At 60.5% G+C, this 15,670-nt stretch carries 16 protein-coding genes; 10 read left to right on the top strand and 6 right to left on the bottom strand.

All coding sequences use genetic code 11. From position 1 onward, the window contains the following. Nucleotides 1-88: 88 nt before the first annotated feature. Nucleotides 89-1,003: a LysR family transcriptional regulator gene (locus A7317_RS06895; protein ID WP_024074059.1), complete on the bottom strand. Its 915-nt coding sequence runs from the start codon at nucleotides 1,001-1,003 to the stop codon at nucleotides 89-91. Nucleotides 1,004-1,178: 175 nt separating this feature from the next. On the opposite strand from A7317_RS06895, the gene A7317_RS06890 reads away from it, so the two are divergent. The 4 genes from A7317_RS06890 (at nucleotide 1,179) to A7317_RS06875 (ending at nucleotide 4,185) form a co-directional block, all read left to right on the top strand. Further along, nucleotides 1,179-1,919, top strand: coding sequence for a 5-oxoprolinase subunit PxpA (locus A7317_RS06890; protein ID WP_024074060.1), 741 nt, complete (start codon nucleotides 1,179-1,181; stop codon nucleotides 1,917-1,919). After that, entirely contained in the window at nucleotides 1,916-2,620 is a 705-nt protein-coding gene (locus A7317_RS06885; RefSeq protein ID WP_024074061.1) for a 5-oxoprolinase subunit B family protein, read from the top strand. The genes A7317_RS06890 and A7317_RS06885 overlap by 4 nt, the downstream gene beginning before the upstream one ends. After that, complete coding sequence (locus A7317_RS06880) at nucleotides 2,617-3,525, top strand: biotin-dependent carboxyltransferase family protein (RefSeq protein WP_069075438.1); 909 nt, start codon at nucleotides 2,617-2,619, stop codon at nucleotides 3,523-3,525. Before A7317_RS06885 ends, A7317_RS06880 begins: the two co-directional genes overlap by 4 nt. 120 nt (nucleotides 3,526-3,645) lie before the next feature. Then, the gene (locus A7317_RS06875) at nucleotides 3,646-4,185 is read left to right on the top strand and encodes a hypothetical protein (protein ID WP_069075437.1); all 540 of its coding nucleotides are present in this window, start codon (nucleotides 3,646-3,648) and stop codon (nucleotides 4,183-4,185) included. 36 nt (nucleotides 4,186-4,221) lie between these two features. On the opposite strand, the gene A7317_RS06870 is transcribed toward A7317_RS06875, so the two are convergent. The 3 genes from A7317_RS06870 to A7317_RS06860 form a co-directional block, all read right to left on the bottom strand. Next, nucleotides 4,222-5,400, bottom strand: a complete 1,179-nt coding sequence (locus A7317_RS06870) for a vWA domain-containing protein (protein ID WP_069075436.1) — start codon at nucleotides 5,398-5,400, stop codon at nucleotides 4,222-4,224. Beyond that, the gene (locus A7317_RS06865; RefSeq protein WP_003210690.1) at nucleotides 5,400-6,245 is read right to left on the bottom strand and encodes an AAA family ATPase; all 846 of its coding nucleotides are present in this window, start codon (nucleotides 6,243-6,245) and stop codon (nucleotides 5,400-5,402) included. Before A7317_RS06865 ends, A7317_RS06870 begins: the two co-directional genes overlap by 1 nt. 117 nt (nucleotides 6,246-6,362) lie before the next feature. Continuing rightward, nucleotides 6,363-7,439 carry a DUF748 domain-containing protein gene (locus A7317_RS06860; RefSeq protein ID WP_024074065.1) on the bottom strand — a complete coding sequence of 359 codons (1,077 nt, stop codon included), beginning with the start codon at nucleotides 7,437-7,439 and terminating at the stop codon, nucleotides 6,363-6,365. Nucleotides 7,440-7,565: 126 nt separating this feature from the next. On the opposite strand from A7317_RS06860, the gene cysK reads away from it, so the two are divergent. Beyond that, the gene (cysK, locus tag A7317_RS06855; RefSeq protein ID WP_024074066.1) at nucleotides 7,566-8,540 is read left to right on the top strand and encodes a cysteine synthase A; all 975 of its coding nucleotides are present in this window, start codon (nucleotides 7,566-7,568) and stop codon (nucleotides 8,538-8,540) included. Between the two features lie 350 nt (nucleotides 8,541-8,890). On the opposite strand, the gene yiaY is transcribed toward cysK, so the two are convergent. Then, a complete protein-coding gene (yiaY, locus tag A7317_RS06850) occupies nucleotides 8,891-10,039 on the bottom strand; it encodes an L-threonine dehydrogenase (protein ID WP_024073946.1) in 1,149 nt (382 codons plus the stop codon). A 123-nt stretch (nucleotides 10,040-10,162) separates the two neighbouring features. Between yiaY and A7317_RS06845 the strand changes: the two genes are divergently transcribed. Then, a complete protein-coding gene (locus A7317_RS06845) occupies nucleotides 10,163-11,179 on the top strand; it encodes a DUF4917 family protein (protein ID WP_069075435.1) in 1,017 nt (338 codons plus the stop codon). Between the two features lie 63 nt (nucleotides 11,180-11,242). On the opposite strand, the gene A7317_RS06840 is transcribed toward A7317_RS06845, so the two are convergent. Next, complete coding sequence (locus A7317_RS06840; RefSeq protein ID WP_069075434.1) at nucleotides 11,243-11,770, bottom strand: helix-turn-helix domain-containing protein; 528 nt, start codon at nucleotides 11,768-11,770, stop codon at nucleotides 11,243-11,245. Between the two features lie 159 nt (nucleotides 11,771-11,929). Here A7317_RS06840 and A7317_RS06835 point away from each other — a divergent pair, with 159 nt between their 5' ends. From A7317_RS06835 to A7317_RS06820, 4 genes are all read left to right on the top strand, one after another. Next, the gene (locus A7317_RS06835) at nucleotides 11,930-12,712 is read left to right on the top strand and encodes an aldolase (RefSeq protein ID WP_069075433.1); all 783 of its coding nucleotides are present in this window, start codon (nucleotides 11,930-11,932) and stop codon (nucleotides 12,710-12,712) included. 27 nt (nucleotides 12,713-12,739) lie between these two features. Beyond that, complete coding sequence (locus tag A7317_RS06830) at nucleotides 12,740-13,612, top strand: dihydrodipicolinate synthase family protein (RefSeq protein WP_069075432.1); 873 nt, start codon at nucleotides 12,740-12,742, stop codon at nucleotides 13,610-13,612. A gap of 481 nt (nucleotides 13,613-14,093) precedes the next feature. Beyond that, nucleotides 14,094-14,633, top strand: a complete 540-nt coding sequence (locus A7317_RS06825; protein ID WP_024073941.1) for an RNA polymerase sigma factor — start codon at nucleotides 14,094-14,096, stop codon at nucleotides 14,631-14,633. Continuing rightward, a complete protein-coding gene (locus tag A7317_RS06820; RefSeq protein ID WP_069075431.1) occupies nucleotides 14,630-15,598 on the top strand; it encodes a FecR family protein in 969 nt (322 codons plus the stop codon). Before A7317_RS06825 ends, A7317_RS06820 begins: the two co-directional genes overlap by 4 nt. The last annotated feature ends 72 nt before the right edge of the window (nucleotides 15,599-15,670 follow it).

Here is a 15,670-nt window from a genome sequence, read left to right as displayed (position 1 = left end):
CCCCCGATGGCGGTGGTTCAGTCACTGATGTATTGACTGACACACTGCTATCGGGGGCAAGCCCCCTCCCACATTGGATTGGGTTCCTTCAGTTGCTGAGCACCATCCGCTCTTCGCCAACCTCTTCGGCATACCTGGCCACCACCTTCTGGCACAACCCCACAATTTCCTCCACCAACTCCACCCCCACGCGCCACGACACCACCACCTGCAAGTTCGGCAGTTTCTGCGCCATGGGCAACATCACCAATTCACCGCGTGCCAGTTCTTCGATGACCAGCACGGGGGGCAGTGCGCCAATCCCGAAGCCATCGCGCAGCAGGCGGGTAATCGCCGACACCGAATTCACACAGTTCATCCGTGGCGCGGCAACGCCATTGGCCTGCATCAGGCTGAGCACGTCCTGATGGGGGTGGGAGTTTTTCGAGTAGGTGATGATGCGTTCCTGGGCCAGTTCGGCGAGGGACGCGTAGTCGCGGTTGTAGATCGATTGGCTGGCGACGATCCAGGCCATGGGGTGGCTGGCCAGTTCCAGGCTGCGCACGGTCTCCAGGCGGAGCAGGTCAGTTTGCAGGATCAGGTCGAGGAAGCCTTTTTGCAGCTGATCGCTGAGGTTGAGCGCGGTATCGGCGATCAATTCGATTTCCACCCGCGGGAACTGGTCCATCAATTCGGCGACCAATGGGCTCAGCCAGGTGTGGATCACCGTGTCCATCGCGCCGATACGGATGCGCCCGACCTTGCTGCTGGTGGTCTCCAGGGACTGCTTCAGGCCCTGCATGGTCACCATCATCTGCTCGGCATAATCGAGCACCTTCAAGCCTTCCGGGGTCAGGCTCACGCCCCGCGAATCACGCAGAAACAGCTTCACCCCCAGTTCGCTCTCCAGCACCGCAATGCGGCTGGAAATCGAGGCCTGGGTGGTGAACAGCTTCTCGGCGGTCAGGCGAAAACTCTTGAGCTTGGCCACCCAGACGAAGGTTTCGAGGAACTTCAAATTCATGGGATCAACTTTTTCTTATGCATGGATCGGTTTTTATTAGTTGGACGCCGCACCGGGCAAACGCCAAAAATCGAGCCATTCCACGATAAGCGTCGTTGGGGTATCAGGACAAGTTGCGAGTTCTGTGTAAAAAATCCCACACTACAAAAAAACAAAGCCTACAGGAGCAACCACCGTGAGCCGCCTGCTATTGAACTGCGACATCGGCGAAAGCTTTGGCAACTGGACCCTGGGTCTGGATGCCGAGGTCATGCCGTTCATCGATTGCGCCAACGTGGCTTGCGGTTTTCATGCCGGCGACCCGAGCATCATGCGCAAGACCGTCAGCCTGGCCCTCAAACACGGCGTACAGGTCGGCGCGCACCCGGCGTACCAGGACCTGCAAGGTTTCGGCCGCCGTTCCATGGCCTACACCCCCCAGGAAATCCAGGACCTGTTGCACTACCAGATCGGCGCGCTGGAGGGCATCTGCCGCGCCCAGGGCGGGCGTGTCAGTTACGTCAAACCCCATGGCGCGATGTACAACGACATGATGGCCAACCCGGCGCAGTTGCGTGCAGTGATCCAGGCCGTGGCCGCCTACGGCGACCTGCCGCTGATGCTGCTGGCCACCCGCGACAACAGCGCGGCCCAGGCACTGGGTGACGAATATGGGGTGATCCTGTGGTTCGAGGCCTTCGCTGACCGTGCCTACGATCCCAACGGCCATCTGGTTTCGCGTCAATTGCCGGGTGCGGTGCACCACGATCCGGAGGTCATCGTCCAGCAATCCTTGACCCTCTCCCGTGGCGAACCCCTGACCGCCAGCGACGGCAGCCCGTTGGTCTTGCAGGCCAACACCCTATGTGTGCACGGTGACAACGCCAGTTCGATCGCCGCCGTGCAGCGCATCCGCGAGGCATTGAAGTCAGCATGAAGCCACGGATTGAAGTGGTGGCGATCGACTGCCTGATGGTGCGTCTGTTCGAGGTGATTGCCGAAGCCAACATGCCGTGGATGCTCGCCGCTACCCAGCGCTTGCGCAGCGGTTTTGGCACGGCGCTGGTGGATCTGGTGCCGTCCTACACCACCTTGATGGTGCATTACGACCTCACTGCGTTGAGCCCGGCGCAAGCACGGGGATTGATCGACCAGGCGCTGACCGACCTGCAACCCCAGGCCCAGGGCAGTGGCCAGTGCCATGTGCTGCCGGTGTGGTATGACCTGAGCGTCGGGCCTGAGCTGAGCTTGCTCAGCCGGCGCAGCGGCCTTTCGGTGGAGGATGTCATCCGCCGCCACAGTGCCCACGAATACCAGGTATTTGCCCTCGGCTTCGCTCCCGGTTTTGCCTTTATGGGCTTGGTGGACGAAGCCCTCGCCACTGCGCGTCTCAACACCCCGCGCAAACGCGTGGCGGCCGGCAGCGTGGGCATTGCCGAACGGCAAACCGCCGCCTATCCGGTGGTCTCCCCTGGTGGTTGGAACCTGATTGGCCGCACCCCGGCCAAGTTGTTTGACCGCGAGCGCGACGGCTACAGCCTGATGCAACCGGGCGACACGGTGCGTTTTGCCGCCGTCAGCCACGCCGAGTTTATCAACCTGGGTGGCGATGACACGCCGTTGGAGGCGCAGGCATGAGCCGCTTGATCATCGAGGCCAGCACCCCGCTGTGCCTGTTGCAGGACGCCGGACGTTTTGGCGTGCGCCACTTGGGCGTGACCCAGGGCGGTGCGCTGGATTGGGTGTCGATGTCCTGGGCCAATTGGCTGCTGGACAATGCGCTGGATGCGCCGGTGGTGGAAATTACCCTCGGCGGCTTTACCGTACAGGCCGAGGAATATTGCTTGCTGGCCTTGGCCGGCGCGGACTTGGGCGCCTACATCGATGAGCGTGCGATCAGCCCTGGGCGCAGTTTTATCCTGCAAAAGGGTCAGCGTTTGCGCTTTACCCAACCGTTCAGCGGCGCGCGGGCTTACCTGGCTGCACCGGGTGGGTTTGATGCGCCGGATGTGCTGGGCAGTTGCGCCACCGTGGTACGGGAGGAACTGGGTGGCTTGAACGGCTTTGGCGAGGCGTTGGCCGAAGGCGCGCGGTTGGCCTATTCCGGTACCGGCGCAGCGATGAAAGTGCTGAGCACGCCGGCGTTGCCAGCCAAGGCGCCGCTGGATGTGATCGTCGGCGCCCAAATCGGTCAGTTCAGCGGCCAGAGCCTGTTTGATGCCTTCAATACCGACTGGACTCTGGACAGTCGCGCCGACCGCATGGGCATGCGCTTGCTGGGCACGCCGTTGCAGTACCAGGGGCCGTCACTGATTTCCGAAGGGATTCCGTTGGGCGCGATCCAGGTGCCGCCGGATGGGCAGCCGATTGTGTTGCTCAATGATCGGCAGACGATCGGCGGCTATCCGCGCCTGGGCGCGTTGACGCCACTGGCGTTGGCGCGCCTGGCGCAGTGCCTGCCGGGGGAGAAGGTGAGGCTGGCGCCGGTGGTGCAGGAAACGGCGCATCGGCAGCAGGTGGATTTTTTACGCCGGTTCATTTGAGCGCTGTTATGGCGCCCGAATGACGGTCAGGATTAGTCTCACATGCCTGATGGGCATTGCCGTCTTGGTTCGAGTGGGTGCATGTGGAAGTCTTAGTGCTTCATTCACTAGGGTTCCAACATGCGCTACTTGAAAATCTATGCACAGGATGTCCTCGATAATGATGTGCCCGATGTGGTCAGTCTGGAGTTTCATGATGATACCCACACCCCGACTCTCGTCCGGCAGGCCACGGCCTTCGATATTACCGATGACGGGCAGCTGGATTGGGTGATTGCCGATGATGTGAACCAGGATGGCGTCATCGATGCCGTCGACCGGGCACTGGCAATTGAACTGGCCCAATTGTTTGTTGAGTTCAATTGGTTCAGCCTCGACGCACCTTTCGACAAATACTTAAAGGTGTTTGCCCGCGACTTTGGCGGCAACGGCATACCCGACACCGTGCGTCTGCACTTTCACCAGGGCGAGGGCGCACCTACGGATGAAAGCATTGTCTACACCGCGGCGATTTACGGGGACGACAATGGCCTAGGCAGTGTTTCGATCAATCAGGATGTCAATAATGACGGCAAGGTCACCCACAAGGATGCTGAATTGCTCAAACAGTTTTCCGCGCTGTTTCTGAAGTTCGGTTGGATCGACGCCGAGCGCTGCTGAAAGCAAACCTGTAGCTTCGAGGGCTACAGGTTGCGGCTACTTCGACAAAAACCGCATCCCTTCTTCCAGCCCGCGCAAGGTGAGCGGATACATCTGATCCTCGACCAGCTCCCGCACAATCCCCGTCGATGCCGTATAACCCCACGTATCCTTGGGATACGGGTTAATCCAGATCAGCTTCTTGTACTTGGCCATGAAGCGCTGCATCCACACATACCCCGGCTCTTCATTCCAGTGTTCGACGCTGCCGCCGGCCTGGGTAATTTCATACGGTGCCATCGACGCATCGCCGATAAAGATCACTTTGTAGTCGGCGCCATACTTGTGCAGCAGATCCTGGGTGGAGGTGCGTTCCGACGTGCGGCGCTGGTTGTTCTTCCACACCGACTCGTACACGAAGTTGTGGAAGTAGAAATACTCCAGGTGCTTGAACTCGGTCTTGCACGCCGAGAACAGTTCTTCGCAGATTTTTACGTGGGCATCCATCGAGCCGCCGATATCGAACAGCAACAATAGCTTGATGGTGTTACGCCGTTCCGGGCGCATCTGGATATTCAGCAGCCCGGCATCGCGGGCGGTGTGGTCGATGGTACCGTCGATATCCAGCTCTTCGGCAGCGCCCTGGCGCGCGAACTTGCGCAGGCGGCGCAGGGCGATCTTGATATTGCGCGTACCCAACTCGACCTGATCGTCGAGGTTCTTGTACTCGCGCTGATCCCAGACTTTTACCGCCTTGCCCTGGCGCTTGCCAGCGTCGCCGACGCGAATGCCTTCAGGGTTGTAGCCGCCGGAGCCGAACGGGCTGGTACCGCCGGTGCCGATCCACTTGTTACCGCCTGCGTGACGTTCCTTCTGTTCTTCCAGGCGTTTCTTGAACGCTTCGATCAGCTTGTCCAGGCCGCCCAGGGACTGGATCTGCGCGCGTTCTTCGTCGCTCAGCGAGCGCTCGAATTCCTTGTGCAGCCAGTCTTCGGGGATCAGCGCCTGCAGGTGGTCGTCGAGCTTTTCCAGGCCGTTGAAATAGGCGCTGAAGGCGCGGTCGAACTTGTCGAAGTGCCGCTCGTCCTTCACCAGGATCGCCCGGGCCAAGTAGTAAAACTCGTCCATGTCGGCGAAGGTCACGCGCTGCTTGAGCGCGTTGATCAGGTCGAGCAGCTCGCGCACCGACACCGGCACCTTGGCGGCACGCATCTCGTTGAACAGGTTGAGCAACATTAGCGATTACCGCGACGGCTCATGAACGCCAGACGTTCCAGCAACTGCACGTCTTGCTCGTTCTTGACCAAGGCACCGGCCAGGGGCGGGATGGCCTTGGTCGGGTCGCGCTCGCGCAGCACCGCTTCGCCGATATTGTCGGCCATCAACAACTTGAGCCAGTCCACCAGTTCGGAGGTGGAGGGCTTTTTCTTCAGGCCCGGTACTTTGCGCACGTCGAAGAACACGTCCAGCGCTTCGCTGACCAGGTCTTTCTTGATGTCGGGGTAGTGCACGTCGACGATCTTTTGCAGGGTGGTGCGGTCGGGGAAGGCGATGTAGTGGAAGAAGCAGCGGCGCAGGAACGCGTCCGGCAGCTCTTTTTCGTTGTTGGAGGTAATGATGATGATCGGGCGTTTCTTGGCCTTGATGGTCTCGTCGATTTCGTAGACGTAGAACTCCATCTTGTCGAGTTCTTGCAGCAGGTCGTTGGGGAACTCGATGTCGGCCTTGTCGATTTCATCGATCAGCAGGATCACCCGCTCTTCGGACTCGAAGGCTTCCCAGAGCTTGCCCTTCTTCAGGTAGTTGCGCACGTCGTGCACCTTGTCCACGCCCAATTGCGAGTCGCGCAGCCGGCTGACCGCGTCGTACTCATACAGGCCCTGGTGGGCCTTGGTGGTGGACTTGATGTGCCAGGTGATCAGCTTGGCACCGAAGGATTCGGCCAGTTGCTCGGCGAGCATGGTCTTGCCGGTGCCCGGCTCGCCCTTGACCAGCAACGGGCGCTCCAGGGTGATGGCAGCGTTGACGGCCAGTTTCAGGTCATCGGTGGCAACGTAGGCCTGGGTGCCTTCGAACTTCATCGGTCATTCCTCGAATTCATCAATGCCCGGACTATACCGCGCGGCCCCGGCGACTGTGAACGCAGACGGGTTATTCAGTCTCTGAATGGCGGGTCACACATCCATTAGGCGCGTGGTTCAGTCAGCACTGGGCTTGGGCTGTTCATAGCGCGCATTGAATGCTTGGATAAAACCGTTACGCAAAATCGCCAAAAATGCAGAGAACGCGCTGACATTTTGCTGATGCACGCTGCCACTGAGTTCCACGCGGGTGGCGAACTGGTTCTTCGCCTGGTTCTTCAGCACGGTCTCGCTGGTGCCCACCACGGCCTCCCAGATCGAACGAAAGATGTTCTTGTCCTTGTTCTCCACATCCTGCTGCCAGTCGAAGACCTCTACATCACGCAGCAGCGGCTTGATGTACCCGGTCAATTGGCCTTTTTCCGCCTGGGCCTCGATCACCACATCCCCGGTACCGGCCTTGAAGTCGAACTTGCCATAGGCCGAGGCGAAGTCATTCATGCGCTTGAGCTGCAAGTCCCTGGCGCGAAAGCGAAACTCGAAATTCTCGAAATTGCTCAGCGGGTCGAAGGTGGCGGTGGCTTCCAGCGGGGCCTGGCCTTGCAGCAGGGCCTTGCCGTCGAACCGCGCGTCGCGCCGGCCTTTGACGTTCACCACATTGGTCAGGTTGTAGAAGCTGGCGTTGACGTCGGTCGCGTCGATCTTCACCACGGGTTTGGAACTGAAGTTGTGGAAGGCGATCTTGCCGTCCTCAATACGCACCTCATCGAGGGTGATGGGGGCCAACTTACTCAGCTGCTCGCGCCAGTCGGTGCCTTTACCGGTCTGGGAGGCTTGCTTGTTGGCGCCGCCGTCGACGAAGTTCACTTCGGGCTGGATAAACAGCACTTTGGCCACCACCGCGTGGTCGTACCAAAGAGAGTGCCAGCTTACTGCCAGGTCGATCAGCGGCGCCTTGACGAACGGGACGGGCACCTTGCCGTCGACCTTGATGATCTCAAGGCCGTTGATCCTGTACGCGCCACGCCACAGCGCGAGGTCCACGTCGGTAACCTGGCCGCGGTAATCGCCCATGTCGGCGAGCTTGTCATTCAGGTAGTTACGCACCAGATAGGGCAGCGCGATGCTCACGGCGACCAGGACCACCAGTAATCCGGCAATGGTCCAGAGTGGCCAGCTGTAGCGACGTTTCATGGGGCAGTTCTCCTTGCGGGTAGGAGATGGACTGTTGGGACACGCGCAACGTTCCTCTGACTGGACGCTTGGCGGCACGAGGCATACCCTTGGAACCTTTCTTGAAATCGCCCAATAGGACCCGCCATGAGCCGCATTTTTGCAGACAACGCGCACTCCATCGGTAACACGCCCCTGGTTCAGATCAACCGTATCGCACCGCGTGGCGTGACCATCCTGGCCAAGATCGAAGGGCGTAACCCAGGTTATTCGGTGAAGTGCCGCATTGGCGCAAACATGATCTGGGACGCCGAAAGTACCGGCAAACTCAAGCCGGGCATGACCATTGTCGAACCGACTTCCGGCAATACCGGTATTGGCCTGGCCTTCGTCGCCGCGGCCCGTGGCTATAAGTTGGTGTTGACCATGCCAGCGTCCATGAGCATCGAGCGGCGCAAAGTGCTCAAGGCCCTCGGTGCCGAACTGGTGTTGACCGAACCGGCCAAGGGCATGAAGGGCGCGATTGAGAAAGCCGGCGAAATCCTCGCCAGCGACCCGGCCAGCTACTTTATGCCGGCCCAGTTCGACAACCCGGCCAACCCGGCGATCCACGAGAAAACCACCGGCCCGGAAATCTGGAACGACACCGATGGCGCCGTGGATGTATTGGTGGCGGGGGTGGGGACGGGCGGCACCATTACCGGTGTGTCGCGTTACATCAAGAACATCGCGGGCAAGCCGATCCTGTCGGTGGCCGTCGAACCCATGGTGTCGCCGGTGATCACGCAGGCGCTGGCCGGTGAAGAGATCAAGCCCAGCCCGCACAAGATCCAGGGCATCGGCGCCGGGTTCGTGCCGAAAAACCTCGACCTGTCGATGGTTGACCGTGTGGAACTGGTGACCGATGAGGAATCCAAGGCCATGGCCCTGCGCCTGATGCAGGAAGAGGGCATCCTGTGCGGTATTTCCTGCGGCGCGGCCATGGCCGTGGCCGTGCGCCTGGCGGAAAAACCGGAAATGCAGGGCAAGACCATCGTGGTGATCCTGCCGGACTCCGGTGAGCGCTACCTGTCGAGCATGCTGTTCAGCGATTTGTTTACCGACCAGGAAAACCAGGCTTGATGTGATCGCCTGTGGCAAGTAGATGGGTTTATTGTGGGATGAGCAGGCTTGTTGCGGCGAGCGGGCCTGTTGCGGCGAGCAGGCTTGTTGTGGCGAGCGGGCTTGCCCCGCGTTGGGCTGCGTAGCAGCCCCAAAACCACGCACCGCGGTGTGTCAGTTAAAAACACATCGCCTGTAATGGGGCCGCTTCGCGCCCCAACGCGGGGCAAGCCACGCCGCGTTCATTCAGGAAACACGCGTTATCGTTGACGTTTTTCGCGAGCAAGCTCGCTCCTACAGAAGGCGATGTCCGCTTAACTGAACGGCATTAGGGCTTGCCCAAAGGGCAAGCCCGCTCGCCACAGCAAGGATCAGAATGCGCTGCGGAAGATCTCCTCGATCTGACGCTGATCAGCCCGTCGTGGGTTGGTCAGCCCACAGGCATCCTTCAATGCATTGGCCGCCAGCAGCGGGATATCCTGCAACTTGGCCCCCAGCTCACGCAGGCCCGCTGGGATTTCGACGTCCAGGGCCAATGTACGAATCGCGGCAATGGCAGCCTGGGCGCCCTCTTCCGCACAGCCCCCCTTGATGTCCGCGCCCAGTGCACGGCCGACATCGCTCAGGCGCTTGGCGCTGACGCTGGCATTGAAGCTTTGCACATGGGGCAGCAACACCGCGTTGCACACGCCGTGGGGCAGGTCGTACAGGCCGCCCAGTTGGTGAGCCATGGCATGCACGAACCCCAGGGAAGCATTGTTGAAGGCCATGCCGGCGAGGAACTGGGCATACGCCATGTTTTCCCGCGCGGCTTTGTCAGTACCGTCGCGTACGGCCAGGCGCAGGTTGGCGCTGATCAGCTCGATGGCCTTGATCGCGCAGGCGTCGGTGATCGGCGTGGCGGCCGTGGATACGTAGGCTTCGATGGCGTGGGTCAACGCATCCATGCCGGTGGCGGCGGTAAGCCCCTTGGGCATGCCGACCATCAGCGAGGGGTCGTTGACCGACAGCAGCGGCGTGACGTTGCGGTCGACGATGGCCATTTTCACGTGGCGGGTTTCGTCGGTGATGATGCAGAACCGGGTCATCTCGCTGGCGGTGCCGGCGGTGGTGTTGATGGCCACCAGTGGCAGTTGCGGCTTGCTGGATTGGTCGACCCCTTCATAGTCGCCGATATGCCCGCCGTTGGTGGCGCACAGGGCGATACCCTTGGCGCAGTCATGGGGCGAACCGCCGCCCAGGGACACGACAAAATCGCAGGCACTTTGCTGCAACAGCGCCAGGCCTTTCTCGACGTTTTCCACATTGGGGTTGGGCTTGGCGCCATCGTAGATGACCGAGTCGATGTCCTGCATCGCCAGTTTCTCGGCGATCATGCTGGCCACGCCGGCCTTGGCCAAGCCGGCGTCGGTGACGATCAGGGCCTTGCGAAAACCGTAGTTGCGGATGGCAACCATCGCTTCGTCGAGGCAATCAGTGCCCATGATGTTGACGGCGGGAATGAAGAAGGTACTGCTCATGGCGAATCCTCAGAGGCGTTATGCCGACAGAATCCACTGAGAGCGCATGGTGCACCTTGACCAGGATCAACCCTCGCTCATGATAAAGTCTGCGTCCAGCCGATTTCGAGTAGACCCACCGCGATGAAGGATTTCCAGGATATTGACGCCCACCTTGAAGACTGGAGCGCGCTGCGCAGCACCATCGACTTCAGTGGGATTCTGATCGGCAACGGCGCCAGCCGGGCGATTTGGGAGGACTTTGCCTACGACTCGTTGTTCGAAAACGCCCGCACCGTCGAAGAAAAACCCCTGAGCCAATCCGAGCTGAGTGTGTTCGACGCCCTGCAAACCCGCAGCTTCGAACAGGCCCTGGGCGCCTTGAAAACCACCAGCCGGGTCAACAAGGCCCTGGCCGTCAGCTCGGCGGCGCCGCGCAATCGCTATTACGCAATCAAGGAAGCGCTGATCAACACCATCCACGCCGTGCACATCCCATGGCGCCTGGTGCAGCCGTCGACGCTGGCGACGATCAACGCCGAGCTGGCCAGCTACCCCACGGTCTTCACCAGCAACTACGACCTGCTCAACTACTGGGCGATCCTGCACACGCCGGGCATCGACGACCTGTTCCGCAGCGCCGACGCCAGCTTCGACCTGCGCAATACCCGCACCGATGCACCACGCATTCTCTACCTGCACGGCGGCCTGCACCTGGTGCGCAACCTCGACGGCACCGCGCGCAAATTGCCGAGCACCGACAGCACCCTGCTCAGCAGTTTCGCGATCAACAACACGATCAAGACCCTGGACGATGTGCCGTTGTTTGTCAGCGAAGGCAAGGTGCAGGAGAAGCTCAAGACCATCCGCAGTTCGGATTACCTGTCGTTCTGCTATGAGCAGTTGCTCACCCATGCCGGCGCGCTGTGCATCTTCGGCCACGACCTGGGGCCGCAGGATAAACACCTGGTGGATGCGATTCGCCAGGCCAGCCCGACCACTCTGGCGATCTCGGTGTCGGGACGTAGCGACGGGTTCATTCGCCAGCAGAAGCGGCGGTATTCGGAGTTGTTTGACGGCAGCGGCGTGGAACTGAAGTTTTTTGCGGCGCGCACGCATCCGTTGGGTCATCCAGCACTGTCGGTACCGGTGGAACGCTGAGCAACCTATGGGACGGAGCTGGCCCCCCGCCCACATTGATCGCCTTTAAAGCCGTCAGCGCGGTCACTCTTCAGCGCTGTGCACCACCACCAACAACTGCGCCTGCACATCCCCCACCGAGCGAAGCCGATGGGGCTTCTGTGCATTGAAATGCAGGGCATCGCCCCGCTCCAGGATCACCCGTTCATTCATGAAGTCCACTTCCACCTGGCCTTCATGCACGAACAGGAATTCCTCCCCCACGTGTTCCTTGAAGGTCTTGTCGGTGAACTCCGCCGGCGGGTAAATGATGAAAGGCAACAGGCTGCGTTCACTGACCTGATGGGCCAGCACCGCGTAACCCGGCGCGGTGTCGGGCCGCTCATGGCTGCGCACCAGGCTGTAACTGTCGAGACTGACGCTGTCTTCGCTGAACAGTTCTTCCACTTTCACGTTCAACGCTTTGGCCAGTTTCAACGCAGCGGCAATCGACGGTGTGTTGAGCCCGCGCTCGACTTTCGACAGATAACTCTTGGTCATCCCGGATTTTTCGGCCAGGTTTTCCAACGTCACGCCGAGTTTTTTTCTCAATAATTTCAAACGGATAGACATGCGCTGCGGTTAATCCATGCAGAAAGCGAAGAGCTGTGCTTGCCAATGACACAAAGTGTCATATAGCATCTTTAGTGTCATTTGCCTCACCCAACGACCTTGCGAGCAGCGGGGGACCAGCAAATCCGACGTCCATTGAACCACCCAAAGGACACCGATATGGCCAAGACATTAGCACTCCCCAAAGACCAACTGGTCAAGCAAGCGCTGATCCAGATGCAAAACACCCTGGCGGATAATACGTGGACCGACCGGCAAAAGCTGGCGCTCACATGTCGCATCCTCTTCGAATACGGCCACGACTCCGGCCTGGCCGGGCAGATCACCGCGCGCGGGCCCACGCCTGGCACCTATTACACCCAGCAACTGGGCCTGGGCTTTGACGAAATCACCGCGAGCAACCTGCTGCTGGTCAACGAAGACCTCGAGGTGCTGGAAGGCCACGGCATCCCCAACCCGGCCAACCGTTTTCACACCTGGGTCTACCGTGGAAGGCCGGATGTGAACTGCATCATTCACACCCACCCGACGCACATCGCCGCCCTGTCGATGCTGGAAGTGCCGCTGCAGGTATCCCATATGGACTTGTGCCCGCTGTACGAGGACTGCGCGTTCCTGGAAGCCTGGCCAGGGGTGCCGGTGGGCAATGAAGAAGGGGAAATCATCACCACGGCACTGGGTGACAAGCGCGCGATTTTGCTTTCGCACCACGGCCAGTTGTCGACCGGGGCAAATATCGAGGAAGCCTGCGTGATCGCGCAGTTGATCGAGCGTGCGGCCAAGTTGCAATTGCTGGCGATGGCCGCCGGCACCCTCAAGCCGATCCTGCCGGCATTGGGACGCGAGGCCCATGACTGGATCTCAAAGCCCAAGCGTCATGGCGCTGCGTTCAATTACTACGCCCGGCAGAACCTGCGCAAGCACGCCGACTGCCTGAATTGATTGCCCTTTTTCGACCGGAGACCTCCCATGTCCAGCCCAACCATTCACGGCATCATCGGCTACACCATCACCCCATTCAGCACCGACGGCCAACGCATTGACCTCGACGCCCTGGGCCGCTCCATCGACCGCTTGATCGCCAGCGGCGTGCATGCCATCGCGCCTTTGGGCAGCACCGGTGAAGGCGCTTATCTGAGCGAGGCCGAGTGGGACGAAGTCAGCGCCTACAGCCTGCAAAAAGTCGCCAGGCGCGTGCCCACGATTGTCAGCGTGTCCGACCTGACCACCGCCAAGGCCGTACGCCGCGCGCGTTACGCCGAGGCCCATGGCGCCGATGTGGTGATGGTGCTGCCGGCCTCGTACTGGAAACTCAGCGAGGCGGAAATCCTCGCCCACTACGCCACGATTGGCGACAGCATCGGTTTGCCGATCATGCTCTACAACAACCCGGCTACCAGCGGCACGGACATGTCGGTGGACTTGATCCTGCGCATTATCAAACAGGTCGCCAACGTCACCATGGTCAAGGAGAGCACCGGGGATATTCAGCGCATGCACCAGTTGCACCAGCGCAGCGACGTGCCGTTCTACAACGGCTGCAACCCGTTGGCACTGGAAGCCTTCACGGCCGGGGCCAAGGGTTGGTGCACGGCGGCGCCAAACCTGATCCCGCAACTGAACCTGGATTTGTATGCGGCAGTGTTGGCCAATGACCTGGGCAAGGCGCGCGAACTGTTTTATCGGCAGTTGCCGTTGCTGGAGTTCATCCTCAAGGGCGGGTTGCCGGCGACGATCAAGGCCGGGTTGCGCTTGACCGGGTTGGAGGTGGGTGATCCCCGCTTGCCGGTATTCCCGTTGGGCGAGGCCGGAATCGAACAGCTGAAAACATTGCTGCGCTGACGCCGCGATCCAATGTGGGAGGGGCTTGACCCAGTGCCAGTCAATTAAGAGATAGAACGAGCAAACCGTAACCTGTGGCGAGCGGGCTTGCCCCGCGTTGGGCTGCGCAGCAGCCCCAAAACCTGGCGATTCAATATGCCTGGATAAACTCGGGGGCCTTATTGGGGCTGCTGCGCAGCCCAACGCGGGGCAAGCCCGCTCGCCACAACAGGCCCGCTCGTCACAACAAGCCCGCTCGCCACAACAGGCCCGCTCGCCACGACAAGCGCGCTCACCACAACAAGCTCGCTCGTCACAGTTACAGTTACAGTTACAGTTACAGTTACAGTTACAGTTACAGTTACAGTTACAGTTACAGTTACAGTGTTCCTCCTCAACTGACTGACAAGCCCCCTCCCACATTTTAAATAGAGACAAATGATAATGATTCTCGATAGAATTCGCGACTTTTCCACGTCGTGCTTCGTCAAGAAGGATATCCATGTCTCGTCCCAAGCCCGACCCGTTGTCGGCCGATGCCTTTCGCGGGTTTTATGCAGACATTCTGTATTTCCTGCGCAAACGCACGGACAACGCCAGCGACGCGGCCGACATGACCCAGGATGTCTTTACTCAGTGGCTGGACTACCGCGACCGCGCCAAGGTCGAGCAGCCACGGGCGTTTCTGTTCCAGATGGCGCGCAACCTGCTGCGCGATCATTGGCGCAAACAGAAGGTACGACAAACCGTCCACGCCGATCAGGCCGAAAAGGATGCCGAGCCGGTCATTGACGAGCAGAACGACCCCATGGTCGCCGCACAACGCCTGCAACGCCTGGAACAGTTGAAAGAAGTCCTCGCCGAGCTCTCGCCGCGCAGGCGAGAAGCCCTTATGCTGCACCGCTTCGAAGGCCTGAGCCAGGTACAGATCGCCGAGCGCATGGGCATTTCGACCAGCATGGTGGAAAAGCACATCGCCTTTGCCCTGCTGCATTGCAAGCGACGCCTTCAACCCGACCTCGGCACGGAGCAGCCCGAATGAACCGCCTGAGCGACATCGACGCCCTGGACATCGAAGCGAGCGACGCCATCGATGCCCAAGCCGCCAGTTGGTTTGCACGCAACCGTAGCGATGCGGGGCGCGCCGACCGCAAGGCTTTTGCCGCCTGGCAAGCCGTGCCGGCCCACGCCCGCGCCTATGCCGAATTCGAGCAGCTGTGGGCGGACCTCGCCCAGTTGCAGCAACGGAGCAAACCCGTGGCGCTGCCCCCGCGCAAACCAGCCTTCTGGCGCCCGGCCCTGGCCGCCGCCGCCGCCGTGCTCTGTGCCGTACTGGCCACGCATCTGGGTGCACCGCGCGAGTTGTATCACAGCCAGGTCGCGGCCCACGCCAAGGGCGTGCGTACCCTGGACCTGCCCGATGGCAGCACCTTGTATGTGAATGCCAACACCCGCCTGCGCGTCGACTTCACCGCTCACCAACGCATCATCCACTTGGACAAGGGCCAGTTGTATATCGAGGTCGCTGCTGACAAGGAACGGCCGTTGTTCGTACAAGCCGGCGAAGCAAATGTGCGGGTGGTGGGCACGGCTTTTGATGTGCGCCGCAGCCCGCAGCAACTGGTGGTCAGCGTCGCCCATGGCCAGGTCGCCTTCGAGCCGGACGCCAAAAACGCCGTCACCTTGCTCGGCGCCCAGCAACGCGCCATCTACCACTACGCCAAGGGCACCGTGCAGCAACAACCCCTCACGTCCGAAGACGTGGCCGACTGGCGCAGTGGACACCTGTCGTTCCGCAACCGCGAGCTGGCCAGCCTGATCGATGAACTGAGCCTTTACCGCCCGCAGGCACCGTTGCAGGTGAGCAATGCAGTGGCACACCTGAAGGTCTCGGGCAATCTCGATGTGAATGATCCAGACGCCTTACTCAATGCCCTGCCCGCCCTGCTGCCGGTAAAAGTCATGGCTTCAGCCGATGGCGTGATAAGCATTGAGCCGAGCAAATAATACAAAAACCGTACTTGAGAATATTTTGCATTTGCACGTGTGGTTTTTTTAGCCTGCCCCGTCTTCCTCCCG

The organism is Pseudomonas fluorescens (assembly GCF_001708445.1).
GTDB classification, from domain to species: Bacteria; Pseudomonadota; Gammaproteobacteria; order Pseudomonadales; family Pseudomonadaceae; genus Aquipseudomonas; species Aquipseudomonas gorinensis.
This window is presented reverse-complemented; position numbering and strand designations above follow the sequence as displayed.